Origin of the sequence: Pseudomonas fluorescens, assembly GCF_902498195.1 — a bacterium.
Taxonomy (GTDB): Bacteria; Pseudomonadota; Gammaproteobacteria; order Pseudomonadales; family Pseudomonadaceae; genus Aquipseudomonas; species Aquipseudomonas fluorescens_BU.
Map to the genome: position 1 here is coordinate 177,289 of NZ_CABVIY010000004.1, position 23,606 is coordinate 200,894.

Genomic DNA, 23,606 nt, shown 5'->3' on the forward strand with positions numbered 1-23,606 from the left:
ACTGACCCGGCCACTCATCAAACATCGCCGCACACATGAATTTAGCTCAAGGGCATACGCGGGGCTGCGAACCAGAGCGTTCGGGCCGCCGGTACTGGAGAAAGAAAGCATGAGCAACTGGTTGGTAGACAAACTGATCCCTTCGATCATGCGTTCCGAGGTCAAGAAGAGCTCGGTGCCTGAAGGTCTTTGGCACAAGTGCCCGTCTTGCGAGGCTGTGTTGTATCGTCCGGAGCTGGAAAAGACCCTGGACGTTTGCCCCAAGTGCAATCACCACATGCGTATCGGCGCACGCGCCCGCATCGACATTTTCCTCGACGCCGAAGGCCGTGCCGAACTGGGCGCGGACCTGGAGCCGGTTGACCGTCTGAAATTCCGTGACGGCAAGAAGTACAAGGATCGCCTGAGCGCTGCGCAAAAGCAGACCGGCGAAAAGGACGCGCTGATCTCCATGAGCGGTACCCTGCTGGGCATGCCGGTGGTGGTGTCGGCGTTCGAGTTCAACTTCATGGGCGGTTCCATGGGGGCCATCGTCGGCGAGCGCTTCGTGCGCGCCGCCAACTATGCGCTGGAAAAGCGCTGCCCGATGATCTGCTTCTCCGCCTCCGGTGGTGCGCGGATGCAGGAAGCGTTGATTTCCCTGATGCAAATGGCCAAGACCTCCGCGGTCCTGGCGCGCCTGCGTGAAGAAGGCATTCCGTTCATCTCCGTGCTGACCGACCCGGTCTACGGCGGTGTATCCGCCAGCCTGGCGATGCTGGGCGACGTGATCGTCGGCGAGCCGAAGGCCCTGATCGGTTTCGCCGGTCCGCGCGTCATCGAGCAGACCGTGCGCGAGAAACTGCCGGAAGGCTTCCAGCGCAGCGAATTCCTGCTGGAGCACGGTGCCATCGACATGATCATTCATCGTCAGGAGCTGCGTCCGCGCCTGGGCAACCTGCTGGCGCAAATGATGGGCCTGCCGACGCCGAAATTCGTCGCCGCGCCAATCGAACCGATCGTCGTTCCACCGGTGCCTGCCAACCTATGACCCAACGTACCCTTGGCGAGTGGCTCGCCTACCTTGAGCAGTTGCACCCTTCGGCCATCGACATGGGCCTTGAGCGCTCGCAACAGGTAGCGTCCCGCATGGGACTGGGCAAGCCGGCGCCTCGGGTGATCACGGTCACGGGCACCAACGGCAAGGGCTCCACCTGTGCGTTCGTGGCCTCGTTGCTGCGCGCCCAGGGCCTGAAAGTCGGTGTCTACAGCTCCCCGCACCTGCTGCGTTACAACGAGCGGGTGCAGGTCAATGGCGTCGAAGCCACGGATGCCGAGCTGTGCCAGGCCTTCGCTGCGGTGGAGGCAGGGCGCGGCGACACATCCCTGACCTATTTCGAAATGGGCACCCTGGCGGCGTTCTGGCTGTTTCAACAGTCCGGGCTTGATGCCGTGGTGCTGGAAGTGGGTCTGGGCGGGCGTCTTGATACCGTCAATGTGGTGGACGCCGACATGGCGCTGGTCACCAGCATTGGCGTCGATCATGCGGATTACCTGGGCGATACCCGGGAGTCCGTGGCCTTCGAGAAGGCCGGCATCTTCCGCCAGGGCGCGGCTGCGCTCTGTGGCGACCTGAATCCTCCGCAACCCCTGCTGGACAAGGCGCGCGAGCTCAATTGCCCGTTTTTCCTGCGTGGACGCGATTTCGACCTCGGCATCACCGATCACCACTGGCAATGGCGCGGTGTCGACGCCCGGGGCCGTGTGGTCGAGTTGCGCGACCTGCCATTACTCGATCTGCCGATGGAAAACGCAGCACTGGCATTGCAGGCTTATCTGCTGCTCGGGTTGCCTTGGGTCGATGCGCAGCTCATCCAGGCCTTGCAGGCGACGCGTGTGGTCGGTCGTCTCGATCGCCGACAGGTCGACTGGCAGGGCAAGCGTCTGAACCTGTTGCTGGATGTGGGGCACAACCCGCATGCGGCGGAGTACCTGGCCCGGCGCCTGGCCAGCCGTGCGCCGGTTGGCAAGCGTCTGGCGGTGTTCGGACTGCTGGCGGACAAGGATCTGGATGGTGTGATTGACGAGTTGAGTGCTAGTGTCGAGCACTGGGCCGTCGCGCCGCTGGATTCGCCGCGGGCACGGCCGGTTGCCGAACTGCACGCGGCGCTGCAACAGCGCGGTGCGTCGGTAACGTCTTATGACAGTGTGTCCGCCGCCCTGGAAGGGCAGTGCGCGCTGGCGACGAGCGACGATGAAATTCTGTTGTTCGGATCATTTTATTGTGTCGCCGAGGCCCTTGAGTGGCTGACCCGGCACTCCACGGAGGAAGCGGCAAATGGCATTGCTGGATAAAGCCTACAAACAGCGCATGGTTGGCGCACTGGTCCTGGTGGCGCTGGCGGTGATTTTCCTGCCGATGCTGTTTTCCCGCCAGGATGAGCAGCGCCAGGTGACGGTCGAGGCACCGGCCGCGCCGCAAGCGCCGGCCATGCCGCAAGTGCAGGTCGAGCCGGTGGTGGTGCCTGAGCCGCAAGCCTTGCCTCAGGAGCCGGTGCCGAGCGACGACGAGATTGCCCAGCAGGCTCCGGTCGCGCCGAGCGCGCCTGTTGCATCGGCGCCGGCGCCCGCCGCCAAGCCGGTTACGCCGCCGCCTGCCCCCGCACCGGTCCCGGCGCTGGCCGCCAAACCGGCGACAGCCCCGGCCCAGCCCATCACGGCAGCCCCGGGCAAGCCGGACACCACGCAAAGCCGCGTCGATGCCAACGGCCTGTCGGTCAGCTGGTCGGTGCAGCTGGCGAGCCTGTCCAGCCGTGAAAGCGCGGAAAAACTGCAGAAAACCCTGCGCAGCCAGGGTTACAACGCCTATATCCGTTCGGCCGACGGCAAGAACCGGGTGTTTGTCGGGCCGTTGATCGAGCGCGCCGAGGCTGATCGCCTGCGTGACTTGTTGAACCGCCAGCAGAACCTCAAGGGGTTTGTGGTGCGTTTTCAGCCGGAGCGCGGCTAAATCTATCGCCCCGATTTGAAATGCACTGACAATCGCAGCTTACCGATAAGCATGGGCTCTGCTAAAATGCGCCGCCTTATCCGTCTGTAGGCTGCACTGTGCCATTTACCTGGGTTGACTGGGCGATCGTTGCTATCGTCGCCATCTCCGCATTGATCAGTCTGAGCCGCGGCTTCGTCAAAGAAGCACTGTCGCTGGTGACCTGGATCATCGCAGGAGTCGTTGCCTGGATGTTCGGTGGCTCATTGTCCGAGTACCTCGCCGGATACATCGAAACACCTTCGGCTCGCGTGATCGCGGGCTGCACCATCATGTTTGTCGCCACCCTGGTGGTAGGCGCAATGATCAATTATCTGATCGGCGAGTTGGTACGTGTCACCGGGCTGTCCGGGACCGATCGATTCCTCGGCATGGCCTTCGGCGCCACGCGTGGCGGGTTGCTGGTGGTCGTGGCGGTCGGGCTGTTGAGCCTGGGGCCGGTACAGCACGACGAGTGGTGGCAACAGTCCCAGCTCGTGCCAAAATTTCTATTGGTCGCCGACTGGTCCAAAAACCTGATTCTCGGGTGGAGCAGTCAGTGGCTTGCCAGCGGAATCAGCGTACCCGCTGATATGCCGTTCAAGGAGCACCTCTTGCCGATGGCCAAAACGCCTCAGTGAGTTGTGTTCAGTTCAGATCCATTAAGTAGGGGTTGCGTCGCATGTGTGGCATCGTCGGTATCGTCGGTAAGTCGAACGTCAATCAGGCGCTGTATGACGCGCTAACCGTCCTCCAGCACCGCGGCCAGGACGCTGCCGGTATCGTGACCAGCCATGATGGCCGGTTATTCCTGCGCAAGGACAATGGCCTGGTGCGTGACGTGTTCCATCAGCGTCACATGCAGCGTCTGGTCGGCCACATGGGCATCGGCCATGTGCGCTACCCGACCGCGGGCAGCTCGACGTCGGCCGAAGCTCAACCGTTTTACGTCAACTCGCCTTACGGCATCACCCTGGCGCACAACGGTAACCTGACCAACGTTGAACAGCTGGCCAAGGAGATTTACGAATCTGACCTGCGCCACGTCAACACCAGCTCCGACTCGGAAGTGCTGCTCAACGTGTTCGCGCACGAACTGGCCCAGCGTGGCAAGTTGCAGCCTACCGAAGAAGACGTGTTTGCTGCCGTCACTGACGTGCACAACCGTTGCGTCGGCGGCTACGCCGTGGTGGCGATGGTGACCGGCTACGGCATCGTCGGTTTCCGCGATCCGCACGGCATCCGCCCGATCGTGTTCGGCCAGCGTCACACCGACGAAGGCGTCGAGTACATGATCGCCTCCGAAAGCGTGTCCCTGGACGTGCTCGGCTTCACCCTGATTCGCGACCTGGCGCCGGGCGAAGCGGTCTACATCACTGAAGACGGCAAGCTGCACACCCGTCAGTGCGCGACCAACCCGTCCCTGACCCCGTGCATCTTCGAACACGTCTACCTGGCGCGTCCGGACTCGATCATCGACGGCGTGTCGGTGTACAAGGCCCGCCTGCGCATGGGTGAGAAGCTCGCCGAGAAGATCCTGCGCGAACGCCCTGATCACGACATCGACGTGGTCATCCCGATCCCGGACACCAGCCGCACCGCGGCCCTGGAGCTGGCGAACCACCTGGGCGTGAAATTCCGCGAAGGCTTCGTGAAGAACCGCTACATCGGCCGGACCTTCATCATGCCGGGCCAGGCTGCGCGGAAAAAATCCGTACGCCAGAAACTCAACGCGATCGAGCTGGAATTCCGCGGCAAGAACGTGATGCTGGTGGACGACTCCATCGTGCGCGGCACCACCTGCAAGCAGATCATCCAGATGGCACGCGAAGCGGGCGCCAAGAACGTTTACTTCTGCTCCGCCGCACCGGCCGTGCGTTTCCCGAACGTCTACGGCATCGACATGCCGAGCGCCCACGAGCTGATCGCCCACAACCGTTCGACCCAGGACGTGGCCGACCTGATCGGTGCCGACTGGCTGATCTATCAGGACCTGCCTGACTTGATCGAAGCGGTGGGTGGCGGCAAGATCAAGATCGACAAGTTCGATTGCGCGGTATTCGACGGCCAGTACGTCACCGGCGATGTCGACGAGGCATACCTGAACAAGATCGAACAGGCGCGTAACGATGCCTCCAAGGTCAAGACGCAGGCAGTCAGCGCGATCATCGATCTGTACAACAACTGAGTAACTACCGGCCCTGAGGGGCCGGTTTTGTATCTGGCTTTTAATTTTCGAGAATAGGGAAAGGAGTGACAGCATGAGTCAGGATTGGGATGCCGGTCGGTTGGACAGCGACCTCGAAGGCGTAGCGTTCGATACCCTGGCCGTACGCGCCGGTCAGCACCGTACGCCGGAAGGCGAACACGGTGATCCGATGTTCTTCACTTCCAGCTATGTGTTCCGCACCGCCGCCGACGCGGCCGCGCGCTTTGCCGGGGAAGTGCCGGGCAACGTCTACTCGCGCTACACCAACCCTACCGTGCGCGCCTTTGAAGAGCGCATTGCCGCCCTGGAAAGCGCCGAGCAAGCCGTGGCCACCGCCACCGGCATGGCCGCGATCATGGCGGTGGTGATGAGCCTGTGCAGCGCCGGCGACCATGTACTGGTGTCGCGCAGCGTATTCGGTTCGACCATCAGCCTGTTCGAGAAGTATTTCAAGCGTTTCGGCGTCGAAGTCGACTACGTGCCCCTGGCGGACCTGTCCGGCTGGGATGCGGCGATCAAGGCCAATACCAAGCTGCTGTTCGTCGAATCGCCCTCCAACCCGCTGGCAGAACTGGTGGACATCGCCGAGCTGGCGAACATCGCGCATGCCAAGGGCGCGATGCTGGTGGTCGATAACTGCTTCTGCACCCCGGCCTTGCAGCAACCGCTGAAAATGGGCGCTGACGTTGTCGTGCACTCGGCCACCAAGTTCATCGACGGCCAGGGTCGTTGCATGGGCGGCGTCGTGGCCGGTCGCAGCGAACAAATGAAAGAAGTGGTCGGCTTCCTGCGCACTGCCGGGCCGACCCTGAGCCCGTTCAACGCCTGGATCTTCCTCAAGGGCCTGGAAACCCTGAACCTGCGGATGAAGGCGCATTGCGCCAACGCCCAGCAACTGGCCGAGTGGCTGGAGCAGCAGGATGGCATCGAGAAGGTCCACTACGCCGGCCTCAAGAGCCATCCACAGCACGAATTGGCCCAGCGTCAGCAGAAGGGGTTCGGTGCCGTGGTGAGTTTCGAGGTCAAGGGCGGCAAAGAGGGCGCCTGGCGCTTTATCGATGCGACCCGCCTGATTTCGATCACCGCCAACCTGGGCGACAGCAAAACCACCATCACCCACCCGAGCACCACCTCCCACGGCCGCCTGGCGCCGCAAGAGCGTGAGGCCGCGGGTATTCGTGACAGCCTGATCCGCATCGCGGTCGGCCTGGAAGACGTGGCGGACCTGCAAGCCGACCTGGCGCGCGGTCTGGCTGCGTTGTGATCGAATTGTCCACGCCGGGTAGTTCCAATGGTCGTGTAGCGCTGGTCACCGGCGCTGCACGGGGCATCGGGCTGGGCATCGCGGCCTGGTTGATCAGCGAAGGCTGGCAAGTGGTGCTGACGGATCTGGACCGGGTGCGCGGCTCGAAAGTGGCGAAGGTGCTGGGCGAAAATGCCTGGTTCATCGCCATGGACGTCGCGAACGAAGGGCAGGTCGCGCTGGGTGTCGCCGAGGTGCTGGGGCAGTTCGGACGCCTTGATGCACTGGTGTGCAATGCGGCGGTGGCCGATCCGCACAACATCACGCTGGAAAGTCTCGATCTGGATTACTGGAATCGGGTGCTGGCGGTCAATCTCAGTGGGCCGATGTTGTTGGCCAAGCACTGTGCGCCGTACCTGCGGGCCCACAGCGGTTCGATCGTCAATCTGGCCTCGACCCGTGCCGGGCAGTCGGAACCGGATACAGAGGCCTATGCGGCGAGCAAGGGCGGCTTGTTGGCCCTGACTCACGCGTTGGCCATCAGCCTGGGCCCGGAGATTCGCGTCAATGCGGTCAGCCCCGGCTGGATCGATGCGCGCGACCCTTCCGTGCGCCGTGCCGAGCCACTGACCGACGCCGACCATGCCCAGCATCCGGCGGGCAGGGTAGGGACGGTCGAGGACGTGGCGGCGATGGTGGCCTGGCTGCTGTCGAAGAATGCCGGTTTCGTCACGGGCCAGGAGTTCGTGGTGGATGGCGGGATGACCAAGAAGATGATTTACAGCGAGTAATCGGGCTTGGCCTTAAACATTGATGTTGAATGTGCCGGCGCCTTCGCGAGCAAGCCCGCTCCCACAGTGGGCTGTGTTTCCCATGTGGGAGCGGGCTTGCTCGCGAAGGCGTTCAGGCTGATGTCGATTCCGTACCGGTTGAAAGAATTTTGTCTTTTTCAGAAAAACTTCAATCCTGCTATTGACTTAGGTTCGCTACCTGCGTAAATTTCGCGGCCTCGGAGATGCAAACGGGTGATTAGCTCAGCTGGGAGAGCGTCTGCCTTACAAGCAGAATGTCGGCGGTTCGATCCCGTCATCACCCACCACTCCCGAGAGTCTTGCGAAAGCAAGATGGAAGCTGAAATGCCTCCACCGACGCGCAGCGGTAGTTCAGTCGGTTAGAATACCGGCCTGTCACGCCGGGGGTCGCGGGTTCGAGTCCCGTCCGCTGCGCCATATTTTACGAATCGGATGTGTTCGGTTCGCGATTGCAAAGCACCGAAGCTTTCAATCAAACGAGTTACTTGAGCGTCAGCTCAAAGCGATACGCAGCGGTAGTTCAGTCGGTTAGAATACCGGCCTGTCACGCCGGGGGTCGCGGGTTCGAGTCCCGTCCGCTGCGCCATATCTGCCTCAAGGCCCACTGAACGCCTTGGCGCTACGAAGAAAGCCATCAGTGCTTATTTCGAGTCGATAGCAAAGACCCTGGTCGAAAGACCGGGGTTTTTTGTTTCTGCGATTCGGCTTTTCCGCTTTCTGCTTCTTTTCCTGTTCTCGTTCCCGCTTCGACCTTGCGAAGGCGAGGACTCAGTGTGCCTATTGTCTTTTAAAACTTCCGCTGAGTAATCAGTTCTTCAAGTTGGCTTATTGTTGAATGCATTTATTTGGTTAAGTATCACACTGTATCTGGATGGTCGTTAGATACAGTGTGATACATGCATCGATTTATAAACTGATTTTTTACCTGGAAAGCATAAGGTTAGTTGTATTGATTATTTTGTCGTCTGCCAGACTTCCTCCATACTTCACTATCTTCAGCGCGTTTATTAATGACTGTGCAGGTGAAACTAAACCCGTCAGCGATTAACGCGGTGTTCTGTTAATAAGAAGAGGAGTTGTCTATGAGCGAGATCGAACAAGCCACTTTCGGGGCAGGTTGTTTCTGGGGCGCCGAAGCCGCCTTTCGAGAGCTGGAAGGGGTCGTTGATACTCGAGTCGGGTTCGCTTCTGCAGCGAATGATGCCCACCTGAAAATCGAAGTGGTGCAAGTGGATTTCGACCCTGCCCAATTGTCTTATTCGCATTTGATCGAACATTTCTGGGCCTTGCACGATCCGACTTCGGTGGACAGGCAAGGCGCCGATGCCGGCGTCAAATACCGCTCGGCGATCTTCACGCACTCAGCGCAGCAGCAGGCGTCGGCCAACAGCGCCAAGCAACTGCTCGAAGTATCGGGTCGTTTGAGCAAGCCAGTGGTCACCCATGTACTGGCCCTGGGTGCGCTCGAACTGGCCGACGAAGACCAGCAGCGCTATCTGGAAAAACACGGCAAGACCAGCTGCTCCATCTGATTTCAATCCTGACAACTGTCCGACACAGGTAAGACTCTGCGCACTCGAGCGCAGGGTCCTCGTCAGTTCGTCCTTGAAAACCCAATAACAAAGGTCGTCATGTTCAAGATAAAAGTTGTTCCTTTACTGCTGGGCGCAGCGGTGATCGGCTGCGCATCGTTTGCCCAGGCGGCATCTACACTGGTTTATTGTTCCGAAGGAAGTCCGGCGGGATTCGATCCAGGCCAATACACCACGGGCACTGACTTTGATGCGTCGGCGGAAACAGTATTCAATCGCCTGACTCAGTTCGAACGTGGAGGAACGACACTGGTTGAGGGGCTCGCCACAAGTTGGGATGTGTCGCAGGATGTATTGACCTATACCTTCCATTTGCGCAAAGGGGTCAAGTTCCATACGACGCCTTACTTCAAGCCATCCCGGGACTTCAATGCCGATGATGTGCTGTTCACCTTCAATAGAATGCTTAACCGGGACGACCCATTCCGTAAAGCCTACCCGACCGAGTTCCCTTATTTCACGGACATGGGCCTGGACACTAACATTACCGGCCTCAACAAAGTCGACGACTACACCGTTCAATTCCACCTGAAAACGGTCGACGCCGCGTTCGCGCAGGACATGGCGATGAGTTTCGCCTCGATCCAGTCCGCCGAATACGCCGCACAGCTGCTCCGGCAAGGCAAACCCTCGGACCTCAATCAGAAGCCGATCGGTACCGGCCCGTTCGTGTTCAAGAGTTATCAGAAAGACTCCAATATTCGTTTCGCCGGTAACAAGGAGTACTGGAAGCCCGAGGATGTGCGGCTCGATACCCTGATCTTCGCGATCACGCCCAACCCGTCGGTCCGGATCCAGAAGCTGGCAAAGAATGAATGCCAGGTCAGCTATTACCCGCGTCCCGCCGACCTGGCGGCGCTCAGGGCTGACAAGCACCTGAGCCTGCCCAGTCAGGCCGGGTTCAACATCGGCTACCTCGCCTATAACGTGATGGACAAGATCAAGGGCTCTGATGAGCCGAACCCGATGGCGCAACTCAAGGTTCGCCAGGCGCTGGACATGGCGATACAGAAGCAAAACATCATCGACGCGGTGTATGAAGGTGCCGGGCAAAAGGCAGTCAATGCCATGCCACCGACCCAATGGTCCTACGACACGACCATCAAGGATGCACCGTACGATGTGGCCAGGGCCAGGCAGTTGCTCAAGGAAGCGGGGATCAAGGAGGGCACGGAAATCACGTTATGGGCGATGCCTGTCCAGCGTCCTTACAACCCGAACGCCAAGCTCATGGCCGAAATGATCCAGGCCGACTGGGCGAAAATCGGCATCAAGGCCAAGATCGTCAGTTACGAATGGGGCGAGTACAACAAGCGCGCCAAGCAGGGTGAGAACGGCGCGATCCTGATCGGCTGGAGTGGCGACAATGGGGACCCGGATAACTGGCTGGGCACCCTGTTCAGCTGCGATGCCTTGAATGGCAACAACTATGCGAAGTGGTGCGATCCGAAGTACGACGCCTTGATCAAGGAAGCCAAATCCACGGCCGACCATGGCAAGCGTGTCGCCTTGTATCAACAGGCCCAGCACATTCTCAAAGACGCGGTGCCCATCACGCCGATTGCCCACTCGACGATATTCCAGCCGCTGCGCAACTCGGTGGACGGGTACAAGATCAGTCCGTCCGGCTACAGCTCGTTCTACGGAGTCGGTATCAAGTAAGAGTGTGGCGAGCCGGTGCCATTGGGTTCACCTGACAGGCGGCATCGGCAGCGCCACCCAATGTCAGCCCTGCAAATACACCGCATGGGTATGGGTGTACTCATACAACCCGTGCTTGCCATCCGCGCCGCCGATGCCGGATTTGCGCACGCCGGCATGGAAGCCTTGCATGGCTTCGAAGTTCTCGCGGTTGACATAGGTTTCGCCAAAATCCAGCTCGCGCATGGCGTGCAGGGTTTTGCCCAGGTCACGGGTGTAGATCGATGAAGTCAGGCCATACTCGCAGTCGTTGGCCAGGGCGATGGCTTCGTCCAGGTCGTCGATGATCTGGATCGGCAGCACCGGGCCGAAAATCTCCTGGCGCATGATGTCCATGTCGGCGCGGCAACCGGCCAATACCGTGGGCTGGAAGTGGAACCCATTCGGCAGGTCGGCGATTTGCCCGCCACTGATCAAGCTCGCACCCTGGCTCAACGCCGTGCGGACCTTGGAGTTGACGCTGTCCAGGCCCTGGCGGTTGATCAACGGGCCCATTTCAACGTCCGGTCGGGCTATCGGGTCGCCGTAGCGCGTGGCGTTCATCGCCGCAGCGATACGTTCGATGAATTGATCCGCCACCTTGCGCTCGACGTACACCCGTTCGGCGCAATTGCACACCTGGCCACTGTTGATGATCCGCGAGTCGCGGATGGCCTTCACCGCCAGCTCCAGATCAGCGTCCGCCAGCACGATGGCCGGCGCCTTGCCGCCCAGTTCCAGGTTGAGCTTGGTGATGTTCGGCGCGGCGGCGGCCATGATTCGCGAGCCGGTGTCGACGCTGCCAGTGAAGCTGATCATGTCCACGCCTTTGTGCGCACTCAGCGCCGCGCCTACCCGGCCGTCACCGCAGACCACGTTGAACACGCCGGGCGGCAGGTCGGTTTCGGCCACCAGTCGGGCGAACTCAAAGCAGTTGTTCGGGGTTTCTTCGCTGGGCTTGATGACGATGGTGTTGCCGGTCAGCAGCGCCGGGGCCATCTTGCGGGCGATCAGGAAGAACGGAAAATTCCACGGCAGAATCCCGGCCACCACGCCCAGGGGTTTACGGAACAGGAAGATATTTTCGTTCGGCCGGTCGCTGGTGATGATTTCCCCTTCGATGCGTCGGGCCCACTCGGCCATGTAGTCGAGGTAGTCGGCGGTGAAATTCACCTCGACCTCGGCCAGGCTGCTGATCTTGCCTTGCTCCAGGGTAATGGTGCGTGCCAGGTGCGCAACGTTGTCCCGCAGCTTGGCGGCGATCCGGCGCAAATAGCCGGCACGGTCATTGGCCGGTTTGCGCGACCAGTCCTTTTGCGCGGCGCGGGCGGCGGCGAGGGCGCGTTCGACGTCTTCAGCCGTGGAGGCCGGGACTTTCGACAGCACCGCGCCGGTGGCCGGGTTGATGACATCCAGATGGGCGGCGCTGGCCACAAACTGGCCGTTGATGAAGTTTTCATAGACAGGCACGGACGACATGGGGGCGACTCCTTGGCTGGTCAGTAGGTACGCGACGGCGCTTGTTCGGTGGCCGGTGTGCGGTAGCGGGCGAGGGTGGTCATGGCGCTGTGGCGCAACAGGCTGATGTCGATGGCCACCGCGATGAATTGGCAGCCCCAGCTCTGGTAGCGCCGCGCGTCCTCTTCATTCGGGGCGAGGATGCCGCAGGCCTTGCCGGCCGCCAGCGTGGCATCCACCGCGTGGCGGATGCGCTCCTGGACCTGCGGGTGCCCCGGATTGCCGGAATGCCCCAGGCCAATGGACAAGTCCGCCGGGCCGATAAACACCGCGTCGACGCCTTCGACGGCGGCAATCGCCTCGACGTTTTCCACGCCGAGGCGCGATTCCACCTGCACGATCAGGCACAGCTGTTCATGGGCGGTGTTCAGGTAGTCCGGCACGCCGTCCCAGCGCGTAGCGCGGGTCAGGCCGCCACCGACGCCGCGAATGCCATGGGGCGGATAACGCGTGGCGCGCACCAGCGCCCGGGCCTGCTCGGCGGTTTCGACCATCGGGATCATCAGCGTCTGTGCGCCGATGTCGAGCAGTTGCTTGATCAGGTTGGCGTCGCCGTTCACCGCGCGCACGATCGGTGCGGTGGAATAGGGCGCGACGGCCTGCAATTGCGCCAGCACCCCGGGCACGGTGTTCGGCGCGTGTTCACCGTCGATCAGCATCCAGTCGTAACCGGTGGTGGCGACGATCTCGGCGGCGTAGCCGGTGGCGAACCCGGCCCAGATGCCATATTGGGTCGCCGGTTGTTTCAGTGCGGCCTTGAAAGCGTTGTGCGGCATGTTCATCTTGGGCTCCTTGCTCAGCGGCTGTACGGCCGATGCAGTTGGCATTCGGGATTGAGCGTCACGCCAAAGCCCGGCTGATCCAGTTCCGACAAACGCATGCGGCCATTGACCGGCACCGGTTCGCCGAGTAATTGCGGATGGAACATCGGCACCACTTCATCAGCCTTCGGCGCCATCATCAGGAATTCGGCGAACGGGCTGTTATGCCGGGTGGCGACGAAGTGATAGCTGTAGACCGACGAGCCGTGGGGAATGACCAGCGCGTTGTGGGCATCGGCCAGGGCGGAAATTTTCACCAGCTCGGTGAGGCCGCCGCACCAGCCGACGTCGGGCTGGATGATGTCGCAGCAGCCCATTTCCAGCAGCATGCGGAAGCCCCAGCGGGTGGCTTCGTGTTCGCCGGTGGTCACCAGCATGCCTTTGGGCACGTTGTTGCGCAGGGCTGCGTAGCCCCAGTAATCATCAGGCGGCAGGGCTTCTTCGATCCACTTCAAGCCGTGTTCGTGGGCACCGATGGCCAGCTTGGTGGCGTAGTTGAGGTCCAGGCTCATCCAGCAATCGAGCATCAACCAGAAGTCCGGGCCGACGCGCTCGCGCATCGTTGCCAGTTCTTCGAGGTTCTTGCGCAGGCCTTCCTCGCCTTCGGCCGGCCCGTGGTGCAGCGGCATCTTGCCGCCGATGAAACCCATTTTCTGCGCCAGGTCCGGGCGGGCGCCGGTGGCGTAGAACTGCAACTCGTCGCGCACGGCACCGCCGAGCAACTGGTGCACGGGTTCCTGGCGGATCTTGCCGAGCAAGTCCCACAGCGCCAGGTCGACCCCGGAAATCGTGTTGATCACGATGCCTTTGCGTCCGTAATACAGGGTCGACTGGTACATCTGGTCCCAGATTTTTTCGATGTCGGTGACCTTTGCGCCTTCGAGGAACCGCGCCAGATGTTTCTCGACGATATAGGCCGCCGGCTCGCCGCCGGTGGTCACGGCGAAACCGACGGTGCCGTCGCTGGCTTCGATTTCCACCACCAGGGTGCCGAGCACGTTGATGCCGAAGGTGCGGCGGCTCTGGCGGTATTCGGGGTATTTGCTCATTGGCGTGGCGATGTGATCGTCGATCCAGTGGCCGTCCGCCTGATCGTGATAATCCGCGCCGCCGCCTCGCAGGGTGAAAGCGCGGACGTGTTTGATGGTTGGAATGCCCATGGTGTGACTCCTCAGGTTTAAACGGTGGCCGGTTTGTTCGAGGCTTTATGGCCGGGCGAACGGATGCCCAATACCAGCAACGCGGCGATGACAGTGGTGGCGGACAGGACGTAGAGACCGGCGGCCGGTGAATGGAAGGCGCCTTCGGCCCAGTTTTTCAGTACCGGGGCGATGAAGCCGCCGAGGGCGCCGAACGAGTTGATCAGGGCGATGCCGGCCGCCGCGGCACTGCCGGCGAGGTAACTGGAGGGAAAGGTCCAGAACACCGGTTGCACGGCGATGAAACCGGAAGCGGCGAAGCACAGGGCGACGATGCCCAGGAACGGGCTGCTGAAGGTCACCGAGCAGGCGATCCCGGCAGCGGCCATCAGCAAGGTCAGGCTCGCGGTGCGGCGACGTTCGCCGGTGCGGTCGCTGTAGCCGGGAATCAGGTACGCGGCCACCAGTGCGCAGATCCAGGGGATCGCCGTGACCAGTCCGACCATCAACCCGACCTTGGTGCCCAGCAACCCGCCAACCTGGGTCGGCAGGTAGAACACCACGCCGTAGACGCTGGCCTGGATCAGCAAATAAATCAGGCACAGGTACAGCACCGACGGTTGGCACAACACGTTGAGCAGGCTGCGGCCGTGGTTCTGTTTATGGCTGTCTTCCTGGTCGAGCAGGGTCTGCACTTGCTGGCGTTCCTCGGCGGTCAGCCATTTCGCATCGGCCGGGCGATTGTCCAGGTAAAAGTAGGCCCAGACGCCGACGACAGAGGCCATCAAGCCTTCCACTGCAAACAGCCATTGCCAGCCGTGGAAGCCGGCAAAGCCGTCCAGTTCCAGCAGCAGGCCGGACAACGGGCTGCCGAAGATGAAGGCCAGCGGCGCGCCGAAGTAGAAGAAACCCATGGCCTTGCCGCGCACGGCGCTGGGGAACCAGTAGGTGAGGTAGAGAATCACGCCGGGAAAGAACCCTGCCTCGGCCACGCCCAGCAGGAAACGCAGGACATAAAAGGTGGTTTCGTTGTGGGCGAAGACCATGGCCGCGGAGACCAGGCCCCAGGTGACCATGATGCGGCACATCCACAGGCGTGCGCCGACGCGGTGCAGAATCAGGTTGCTGGGCACTTCGAGCAGCGCGTAGCCGACGAAGAACACCCCGGCGCCAAAGGCGAAGGCGGCGTCACTGATGTGGGTATCGGCCTGGAAGGCTTGCTTGGCGAACCCGACGTTGGCGCGGTCGAGGAAGGCCATGATGTACATCAACAGGAGAAACGGGAGCAGCCGCCAGGAAATTTTGGCGAGCAGAGGCGCGGGTAGAGTCTTCATCGCAGTTTTCCTTTGGTAGGGCATTTGTTCTTATGGGAAGGACTGTACGGCCGCTGATCGATGCGTTACAAATCGAATCTAGCTCACAACTGATACCCTCAAGGTATCGATAAAAAAGGCCTGCCATGACCACGCCAATCCTCTCCCGCAGCCTGTTCAATCGCCTGCGCTACAAGCACCTGCACATGCTGGTGGCGCTCAGCACCAGCCAGAACCTGCACCGCGCCTCGCAAACCCTGGCCATGTCGCAACCGGCGGCCACCCGCATGCTCCATGAGATTGAAGACATGTTTGGCTGCGACCTGTTCGAGCGTCTACCGCGCGGCATGCGCCCGACGGCGCTGGGCCAGGAGTTGATCCGCTTTGCCGAGTCGGCCTTGAGCGGCCTCGACCGTTGCGCCGAGGACCTGATGGCGCGGCAGCAGGGCGGCTACGGTTATCTGTCCATCGGCACCATCATGGGCGCAGCGCCAGACCTGGTGATGGACTCGATTGCCGAGATCAAGGCGCTCAATCCGCAACTGCGGATTCGCATCATGGGCGACACCAGCGACCAGGTGATCCAGTTGCTGGAACAGGGCCGCATTGACCTCGCCATCGCCCGGCGCAATGCCGCCACCGACAGCGAGCACTACGCGTTCGAGCAGCTGGGCAACGAGCGTTTGCTGGTGGTGGTGCATGCCGGTCACCCGCTGGCCAAACGCAAGAAACTGGAACTGGCGGAACTGGTCAGCGCCTGGCCGTGGATCCTGCAACCGGAAACCAGCCCGGCGCGAATCGGCCTGGATCAAGCCTTGCAGCGCCTGGCGTTGCCGTTGCCGGCGGACATCATCGAATGCAGTTCGGTGTATTCCATGCAGCAGCTGATTCAACTGACCGACGCGATCATGGTGCTCTCGGAAACCGCGCTGCGCGACTACCTGAAGATGGGGCTGGTGGTGGCGCTGCCGGTGGAACTGGATGTGCAACTGGCGCCGTTCGGGCTGCTGTTGCGCAAGGGGGAGCACATCAGTCGGGAGTTGGGGTTGTTCATCGATCTGTTGCGAAGCAAAGCCGGAAAATTTTGATTCGTTGGTCAGTTTTTTTGTAACTGGTTATTTGCGGCAAGCGCATAAGCCTATAAACTTAACCTTTCAGTCAGCTTTGCACCGTCATTTCAGCCCTTTGAATCGTCAAGAAGGGCTCCCGCTAGACTCAAGAATTCCAGTACATAACCACAAGGGCGGCGCCCATGACCGCCCAGAGGATGATCCATGTCCAACCGTGAAATATCCCGGCGCTCGTTCCTTCAGGGCGGGCTGGTGGCGGGTGTGAGCGTGACGCTGACACCGCTGAGCAGCCAGGCGCTGGCAGCCCTGATGGAAAACAGCGTGACCGTGCCGTCCGAGCAATGGCTCGGCAACAATGGCAAGGCGCGCGCGCGTAACGATGCCTTGTCCAAGGTCTGCGGCAGCAAGGTCTTTGCCCGCGACATCCGCGCCAAGGACATGCCGGGCTGGCCGCAGCAACAGGGCCACGCCATGTTGCTGAAAACCATCAAGGCGGATCGCATCTACGACGGGTACGACCTGTCGTGGCTCGGTGCCGAATTGCAGCCGGACCGCATCGTCACCGCCGAAGACCTGGTCAAGGACGGCATCGTCTTTCCGGAAGAGCACGCCCCCGACCCACTGTTGCCGGCGGGCAAGGTGCCAATGTTCATCGGTCACCCGGTGGCGATCCTGATCTGGAACGACTTCGAGCGTTTCCGTCAGGCCAAGGCCCTGCTCAAGTTCAATGACAAAGCGATTCGTTACGGTGCCCAGGTGCCGTTCTACGAGGGCGATCCCTACGGCAGCTTCCGCTACGTGCGGGTGGGCGGCGCGACGTCGGCGGACGAAGACGAATTTGCCAGCCTCAAGGATTCGATCCTGTTCCCGATGCTGCGCAACCGTCGTCCGGTGTGGAACTCACAACCCAACCTGCACGGCAACCTGACCGAGCGTGGGTTGTTCTACGCCGAGCGTATGAAGCAGCAGATCGACACGCCGCCCGATAACTGGCTGGTGTTCGACGAGCGCTACAAGACGCCGTCGATCGAACCGGCGGCCATGGAGCCGGACAACGGCAATGGCTGGTACGACCCGGCGACCAAGACCCTGCATTTCGTGGTTGCCACCCAGTGCCCGCTGGAAACCGCGACCGAGACCGCGAAGATGATCGCGCCGTCGCGTTTCGGCCTGGCCAACCTGAACATGCACCCGGGCTACACCGTCGGCTACGGCTCCAAGGACCACAACATTTTCGTCTACTACGCGGCGCTGGCGGCCTTGTACGGCGCCGGTGTGCCGGTGCGCCTGGCCAACGACCGCTACGAGCAGTTCCAGAGCGGCATCAAGCGTCACCCGTTCGATATCCGCTATCAACTGGCGGTGGACAAGACCGATCACAGCTTCAGGATTTTCCGCGCCGAAATGAGCGTCGACGGCGGCGGACGGATCAACTACAGCCCGTCGGTGGCAGCGGTGGGTGCCACGGCGGCGCAGTCGATCTACTACATGCCGCAGAACGATCTGCAGGTCACCGCCTATCATTCCCGCGCGGTTGAAGCCGGGTCGATGCGTGGCTACGGCACGCTTCAGAGCATGGCGTCCACCGAAATGATGGTCGACGAAATCGCCGATCGCCTGGGGATCGATGCCATCGATCTGCGCAAGAAAAACGCCCTGCGCTCGGGCATGAAAAACACGCAAGGCGCGGTGCCGGCGGGTGCGTTGCGCCTGCACGAAATCCTCGACAAGGCCGCCGTCCACGAGGTCTGGAAAAACCGCGACGCGATCAAGAAACAGCGCGAAGCAGCGGACCCGGATCATTGGTACGGCGTCGGTTTCGCCATCTGCCAGAAAGACTTCGGCACCGGTTCCGAAGCGCCGATGGCCAGCATCGAATTTACTGCCGAAGGTCGCATCAACCTGCGTCATATCGGCATCGAGATCGGCACCGGCATGTCCACCTCCCAAGCGATGGTCGTGGCCGACTTCCTCGGTCTGCCGGCGCACGAAGTGAAGACCGGTGAAACCGACTGGAAGGAGATGCAGCTGATCACCGGCGGCAACCCTTACATCATGAGCCAGGCCGAGCAGGACAGCTTCCTGCGTAACCCGCGCTGGGTCGGCAAGATCGCCTCGGCGTCGTCGGCGACCAACTCCGCCTACTACTTCAGCCACGCCACCCGCGAAGCGGCGCGCGTGCTGTTCAACCACGGCCTGTGGCCGGCGGCGCTGGAAATCTGGCGACAAGGCCCGTACGGCGGCCAGGCCAACCCTTACGTGGTGCGCCGCGAAGACGCCCATTGGGTCGACGGCAAGCTCACCGCCAACGGCATGGAGCCGTTGCCGTTCGCGATGCTGGCCAAGCGTGCCCACGAGCGCGGTCTGGTCACCGGCGCCACCGTGCACGGTTTCAACCGCTGGAGCTGGGCCGAGGCCGAGTACAGCATCGACGGCGTGCGCGAGCGTTTGCCGCTCGATGGCCTGGCGGTCAAGTACGGCGACGGTGCGCCAAAGGCGAAGCTGGCGCAAATGACCAGCGGTGGCTTCCACCTGCTGGATCGGCAGAACATCGCCTACCCGCCAACCCAGTTGAACAACGCGGCCGTGACCTACTACAGCCCGGTGGCGACGCTGGTGGAATTGAAAGTCAACAAGGGTTCGGCCGAAGTGCAGGTGCTCAACCATCACTCGTGGGTCGAGTGCGGTCGGGTGCTGGTGCCGGAACTGGTCAAGGGCCAGATCGAAGGCGGCACGGCCATGGGCATCGGCCATGCGCTGATGGAAGAAATGCCGCTGTACGAAGGCGGGCCGGGGGAGGGGGACTGGAACTTCAACCGTTACCGCCTGCCGATGGCGCGTCATGTCGCGGTGTGGAAACAGACGGCGGAAATTCTCCCGCCACTGTCGCCGAGCGACCCGTCCAAGGGCATCGCCGAGGTGGTGATGATCCCGGTGGTCGGCGCCATCGGCAACGCCGTGGCCCATGCCATCGGCAAACGTGTCCGCGACCTGCCTATCACTTCTGCACGCATCAAGGAGGCCCTCAATGGCTAACCGTCCGCTTCAACTGACCCTCAACGGTCAAACCGTCGGCCCGGTGGACATCCCTGATGACCTGCCGATGATCGACTACCTGCACGAATACAAAAACCTCACCGGCTCGCGCCTGGGCTGTGGCCAGGGTATTTGTCATGCCTGCGTGGTGATCGTCGACAACCCCGACGGCACCAGCGAAGAAGTGCGCACCTGCATCACCGGCGCGCATTATTTCGAAGGCAAAAAGGTACGGACCATCGAAGGCCACGCGACCCGCGACGAGCAGGGCAAGGTCACCGAGCTGAACCCGATCCAGCAGCGTTTCGTCGATGAATTCGCCTTCCAGTGCAGCTACTGCGCACCTGGTTTCGTCAATGCCGCGACGGTGCTGGTGGAAAAGCTGCAGCGTCAGCCGACCGTCAAGAGCCAGCTGGAAAAAGTCATCGAGGACAGCCTCGGCCATCACATCTGCCGGTGCACCGGGTACGTGCGTTACTACAACGCGACGCGCAACGTGCTGACTGATCTCGGCCTGGTCAAGGAGGGCTAAGCATGACGCATCTAATGACCCGCCTGGCGCTGGCGGTTGGCCTGGCTGCGCCGGTGTTGCTGGCGCAGGCGGATGATCAGGTGGCTCGCGGGGCTTATCTCGCTAAAGCGGCTGACTGCATGGCCTGCCACACCGCACCGGGCGGCGCGCCTTATGCGGGTGGCTTGCCGATCGTTTCGCCGTTCGGCACGATCTACGGCACCAACATCACCCCGAGCAAAGCGCACGGCATCGGCCTGTACAACGATGACGAGTTCTTTGCCGCGCTGACCGAAGGCAAGCGCCGCGATGGTGCCAACCTGTACCCGGCGATGCCGTACACCTCGTATCACCTGATGCCCCGTGAAGATTCCGACGCGATTCATGCCTACCTGAAAACCGTCGAGCCGATCGAACGTGCCGCGCCGGTGACCAGCCTGAGCTTTCCGTTCAACGTGCGCCTGGGCCTGATGGGCTGGAACATGCTCTACGGCAAGGACGTGAAGCTGGCGCCCACCGAAGGCAAAAGCGAAGCCTGGAAGCGCGGCCAGTACATGGTGGACGTGCTCGGCCACTGCGGCGAATGCCACACGCCACGCGGTTTGCCGGGGGCGATGCAGCAGGACAAACGCATGACCGGCGGCCTGCTCAACGGTTACCTGGCGCCGAGCCTGCTGGCCACTGACCTGGCGGCTCGCGGCTGGAATCATCAGGACCTGAGCGCGTTCCTCAAGCACGGCATGAGCGCCCAGGGCACGATGTTCAACGAGATGTTCCCGGTGTTCCATAACAGCACCCAGGGCCTGAATGACCCGGACCTGGCGGCCATGGCGACGTTCCTGCTCGGTGACCAGCCGCCGGCGGCGAAAGTGCTGACGGAAGTACCGTTGGACAAGTTGAGTGCCAGCGCCCAGCGCGGCCGTCAGGAATATTTGAACGTCTGCGCCGGTTGCCACGCGGTCGGCGGCGAAGGCAAACCGCACATCGCGGTGGCCATGAAAGGCAACACTACGCTGCGCCTGGAAGACCCGCGCAACCTGGTGCGGGTGATCGACGACGGCATCGGCGAGCAGAAGTTTGCCGGGTTCGAACACATGCAACCGATGCCGGGTTTCGCCGAGAAGCTCAGCCACGAGCAGCTGACGGATCTGTTGAACTACCTGCGCCAGGGTTGGGGTGGTCAGCCGGGTGATCTGGCGGTGAACGAAGTGCAGACGCTGCGCGCCGATGCGCCGCCGCTCGAGCACAAGGCGCACTGACATGCAGCATCTTGATCTGCAAGTGGTACGCCGGGCGCTCGAATGGTCGGCGGCGGGCCAGCGCGTCTGGCTGTGCTCCGTGCTCGCGACCTATGGCTCGGCGCCACGTGCGCCGGGTTCGTTGCTGGCGGTGAATGCCGAGGGGCAGTGGATCGGTTCGCTGTCCGGCGGTTGTGTCGAGGAAGACTTCCTCGAACGCGTCGCCGAAGGTGCGTTCGAGCAGCCGGTCAGCGTCGTGCGTTACGGTGAGGGGGATGATCCGCGTTCGCGGGTCAGCCTGCCCTGTGGCGGTGTGCTGGATGTGCTGGTCGAGAAACTTGAGCCTGATTGCGACGTGCAGGCCCATTTGCGCGAGCTGGAGTCGGCACTGCTGGGTCGACGCCGGTTGATTCGCGAGGTGGACCTGGTCAGCGGCGCGCGCGGTTTGTTCGATGATCGCGAACAGGGCGTGCGGGTCGAGCGAGAACTTGACCGGGTTCGCTTGCGTATCGGCGCAGCTCAGCGTTTGTTGTTGGCGGGGTATTCCAGCGTGGCGCAGGCTTGCGCGGAGTTTGCCGTGGGCCTGGGGTTCGAGGTGATTCTGTGCGATCCGCGCGACGAGGTGCTGCAAGGCGTCGTGCTGGACAATGTTGAGATCCGCCGTCAACTGCCCTCGGTGTTCATCGCCGATGGCGGCTGCCACAGCGACACCGCCGTGGTGGCCTTGACCCACGATCCGCGCATTGACGATCTGGCGATGATGGAGGCGGTGCGCACCGAGGCGTTCTACATCGGGGTGATGGGCTCCCTGCAAACTTCGCAAAAACGCTTCGAGCGCCTGCGACGCATTGGGGGGCTGGGGGAGGCGGACCTGGCGCGGATTCATGCGCCGATCGGCTTGAACCTGGGCAGCAAGACGCCGGCGGAAATTGCCCTGGCCGTGCTCGCCGACATCCTGCGGATTCGCAGCGGCATCCCGCGGGATCGCCTCTGACGCCATTCCCGTGTGGGAGCGGGCTTGCTCGCGAAAAGATCGTGTCAGTCGCATTGATAGGTCTGACACGCCGCTTTCGCGAGCAAGCCCGCTCCCACAAGGTGTTTCGGTGTTGCTCAGTACCCGAACTTGTCCCGCAATCCGTAATACCAGGCACCCAATGCCGCAAACGGCGTGCGCAGCAATTGCCCACCCGGGAACGGGTAGTGCGGCAGGTCGGCAAAGGCATCAAAACGCTCGGCCTGGCCACGCAGCGCTTCAGCCAGGACCTTGCCCGCCAGGTGCGTGTAGGTCACGCCGTGGCCGCTGCAACCCTGGGAATAGTAAATGTTATCGCCCAGCCGCCCGACTTGCGGCAGGCGCGACAGCGTCAGCAGGAAATTGCCGGTCCAGGCGTAATCGATCTTCACATCCTTGAGCTGCGGAAAAGCCTTGAGCATCTTTGGCCGGATGATCGCCTCGATGTTCGCCGGATCCCGCGCGCCGTAGACCACGCCGCCGCCGAACACCAGACGCTTGTCCCCTGTCAGGCGGTAGTAGTCGAGCAGATAGTTGCAGTCCTCGACGCAGTAATCCTGGGGCAGCAGGCTGTTGGCAAGCGCATCACCCAAGGGTTCGGTGGTGATCACCTGGGTGCCACAGGGCATCGACTTGGCGGCCAGTTCCGGCACCAGGTTACCCAGGTAGGCATTGCCCGCCACGATAATGAATTTCGCCCGGACCTTGCCCTGCAGCGTGTGCACCACCGGACTGGCGCCACGCTCGATGCGCACCGCCGGCGATTGCTCGTAAATCGTGCCGCCCAGCGACTCCACGGCCGCCGCTTCGCCCAGCGCCAGATTGAGCGGGTGGATGTGCCCGCCGCTCATGTCCAGCATGCCGCCGACGTATTGATCGCAGGCCACCACCTCACGGATGCGGCGCTGATCCAGCAGCTCGAGCTGCGTGTGGCCGAAGCGCTCCCACAGGCGTTTCTGGGACTCCAGGTGACCCATCTGCTTGGCCGTGATGGCCGCGAACACCCCGCCGTCCTTCAGATCGCACTGGATATTGTATTTGGCGACCCGCTCGCGAATGATCCGCCCGCCCTCGAACGCCATCTGCCCGAGCATCTGAGCCTGCTTGGGACCGACGCTGCGCTCGATCACATCGATATCGCGGCTATAACTGTTAACGATCTGGCCACCGTTACGCCCCGAGGCGCCGAAACCCACCTTGGCCGCTTCCAGCACTGTCACCCGGAAACCGTTCTCCAGCAGGAACAGCGCTGAAGACAAACCGGTGTAACCGGCGCCAATCACGCAGACATCAGTCTCGACGTCATCCTGCAAAGTCGGGCGCGGCGCAACCGCATTGGCCGACGCGGCATAGTAGGACTCTGGGTAGGGGGTGTTCGCCATCCGGGTGCCTCTGTTTAATATAT

19 protein-coding genes and 3 tRNA genes are annotated in these 23,606 nt (G+C 62.0%); 17 read left to right on the forward strand and 5 right to left on the reverse strand.

Annotated features, from left to right (window positions below):
• The first annotated feature begins 109 nt into the window (after positions 1-109).
• The 12 genes from accD to F8N66_RS15890 all read left to right on the forward strand — a co-directional run bounded on the left by accD (position 110) and on the right by F8N66_RS15890 (position 10,525).
• The gene (gene accD / locus F8N66_RS15835; protein ID WP_150771079.1) at positions 110-1,030 is read left to right on the forward strand and encodes an acetyl-CoA carboxylase, carboxyltransferase subunit beta; all 921 of its coding nucleotides are present in this window, start codon (positions 110-112) and stop codon (positions 1,028-1,030) included.
• Entirely contained in the window at positions 1,027-2,334 is a 1,308-nt protein-coding gene (gene folC / locus F8N66_RS15840; protein WP_150771080.1) for a bifunctional tetrahydrofolate synthase/dihydrofolate synthase, read from the forward strand. The genes accD and folC overlap by 4 nt, the downstream gene beginning before the upstream one ends.
• Positions 2,318-2,989: an SPOR domain-containing protein gene (locus F8N66_RS15845; protein ID WP_150771081.1), complete on the forward strand. Its 672-nt coding sequence runs from the start codon at positions 2,318-2,320 to the stop codon at positions 2,987-2,989. Before folC ends, F8N66_RS15845 begins: the two co-directional genes overlap by 17 nt.
• 98 nt (positions 2,990-3,087) lie before the next feature.
• A complete protein-coding gene (locus tag F8N66_RS15850) occupies positions 3,088-3,648 on the forward strand; it encodes a CvpA family protein (protein ID WP_150771082.1) in 561 nt (186 codons plus the stop codon).
• Between the two features lie 41 nt (positions 3,649-3,689).
• Entirely contained in the window at positions 3,690-5,195 is a 1,506-nt protein-coding gene (gene purF, locus F8N66_RS15855) for an amidophosphoribosyltransferase (RefSeq protein WP_020795479.1), read from the forward strand.
• Positions 5,196-5,268: 73 nt separating this feature from the next.
• Positions 5,269-6,480 carry an O-succinylhomoserine sulfhydrylase gene (locus F8N66_RS15860; protein ID WP_150771083.1) on the forward strand — a complete coding sequence of 404 codons (1,212 nt, stop codon included), beginning with the start codon at positions 5,269-5,271 and terminating at the stop codon, positions 6,478-6,480.
• Complete coding sequence (locus tag F8N66_RS15865) at positions 6,477-7,250, forward strand: SDR family oxidoreductase (protein WP_150771084.1); 774 nt, start codon at positions 6,477-6,479, stop codon at positions 7,248-7,250. Before F8N66_RS15860 ends, F8N66_RS15865 begins: the two co-directional genes overlap by 4 nt.
• Before the next feature lie 232 nt (positions 7,251-7,482).
• Positions 7,483-7,558 (forward strand) — tRNA-Val (locus F8N66_RS15870).
• 53 nt (positions 7,559-7,611) lie between these two features.
• A tRNA-Asp gene (locus F8N66_RS15875) sits at positions 7,612-7,688 on the forward strand.
• Between the two features lie 92 nt (positions 7,689-7,780).
• Positions 7,781-7,857 (forward strand) — tRNA-Asp (locus F8N66_RS15880).
• A 496-nt stretch (positions 7,858-8,353) separates the two neighbouring features.
• Positions 8,354-8,803, forward strand: coding sequence for a peptide-methionine (S)-S-oxide reductase MsrA (msrA, locus tag F8N66_RS15885; RefSeq protein WP_150771085.1), 450 nt, complete (start codon positions 8,354-8,356; stop codon positions 8,801-8,803).
• Between the two features lie 99 nt (positions 8,804-8,902).
• Positions 8,903-10,525 carry an ABC transporter substrate-binding protein gene (locus F8N66_RS15890; RefSeq protein ID WP_150771086.1) on the forward strand — a complete coding sequence of 541 codons (1,623 nt, stop codon included), beginning with the start codon at positions 8,903-8,905 and terminating at the stop codon, positions 10,523-10,525.
• 63 nt (positions 10,526-10,588) lie between these two features.
• On the opposite strand, the gene aldA is transcribed toward F8N66_RS15890, so the two are convergent.
• Genes aldA through F8N66_RS15910 form a run of 4 tightly spaced genes read right to left on the reverse strand, consistent with a single transcriptional unit; the run spans position 10,589 to position 15,355 of the window.
• Entirely contained in the window at positions 10,589-12,022 is a 1,434-nt protein-coding gene (gene aldA, locus F8N66_RS15895; protein WP_150771087.1) for an aldehyde dehydrogenase, read from the reverse strand.
• A gap of 20 nt (positions 12,023-12,042) precedes the next feature.
• Entirely contained in the window at positions 12,043-12,843 is an 801-nt protein-coding gene (locus F8N66_RS15900; RefSeq protein WP_150771088.1) for an aldolase/citrate lyase family protein, read from the reverse strand.
• 14 nt (positions 12,844-12,857) lie between these two features.
• Positions 12,858-14,042, reverse strand: coding sequence for an L-rhamnonate dehydratase (gene rhmD, locus F8N66_RS15905; protein WP_150771089.1), 1,185 nt, complete (start codon positions 14,040-14,042; stop codon positions 12,858-12,860).
• Between the two features lie 17 nt (positions 14,043-14,059).
• Positions 14,060-15,355 (reverse strand): MFS transporter, encoded by a 1,296-nt coding sequence (locus tag F8N66_RS15910; protein ID WP_150771090.1) that lies wholly within the window; start codon positions 15,353-15,355, stop codon positions 14,060-14,062.
• A gap of 125 nt (positions 15,356-15,480) precedes the next feature.
• On the opposite strand from F8N66_RS15910, the gene F8N66_RS15915 reads away from it, so the two are divergent.
• The 5 genes from F8N66_RS15915 (at position 15,481) to F8N66_RS15935 (ending at position 22,183) form a co-directional block, all read left to right on the forward strand.
• On the forward strand, positions 15,481-16,422 hold the full coding sequence (locus F8N66_RS15915; RefSeq protein WP_150771091.1) for a LysR family transcriptional regulator: 942 nt from the start codon (positions 15,481-15,483) through the stop codon (positions 16,420-16,422).
• 186 nt (positions 16,423-16,608) lie between these two features.
• Positions 16,609-19,440 carry a xanthine dehydrogenase family protein molybdopterin-binding subunit gene (locus F8N66_RS15920; protein ID WP_150771092.1) on the forward strand — a complete coding sequence of 944 codons (2,832 nt, stop codon included), beginning with the start codon at positions 16,609-16,611 and terminating at the stop codon, positions 19,438-19,440.
• Positions 19,433-19,972 (forward strand): (2Fe-2S)-binding protein, encoded by a 540-nt coding sequence (locus F8N66_RS15925; RefSeq protein ID WP_150771093.1) that lies wholly within the window; start codon positions 19,433-19,435, stop codon positions 19,970-19,972. The genes F8N66_RS15920 and F8N66_RS15925 overlap by 8 nt, the downstream gene beginning before the upstream one ends.
• A 2-nt stretch (positions 19,973-19,974) precedes the next feature.
• Entirely contained in the window at positions 19,975-21,210 is a 1,236-nt protein-coding gene (locus F8N66_RS15930) for a cytochrome c (RefSeq protein WP_150771094.1), read from the forward strand.
• A 1-nt stretch (position 21,211) separates the two neighbouring features.
• Positions 21,212-22,183, forward strand: coding sequence for an XdhC family protein (locus tag F8N66_RS15935; protein WP_150771095.1), 972 nt, complete (start codon positions 21,212-21,214; stop codon positions 22,181-22,183).
• A gap of 116 nt (positions 22,184-22,299) precedes the next feature.
• Here the strand turns inward: F8N66_RS15935 and F8N66_RS15940 are convergent, their stop codons facing one another.
• Entirely contained in the window at positions 22,300-23,583 is a 1,284-nt protein-coding gene (locus tag F8N66_RS15940; protein WP_150771096.1) for an NAD(P)/FAD-dependent oxidoreductase, read from the reverse strand.
• Between the last annotated feature and the right edge of the window lie 23 nt (positions 23,584-23,606).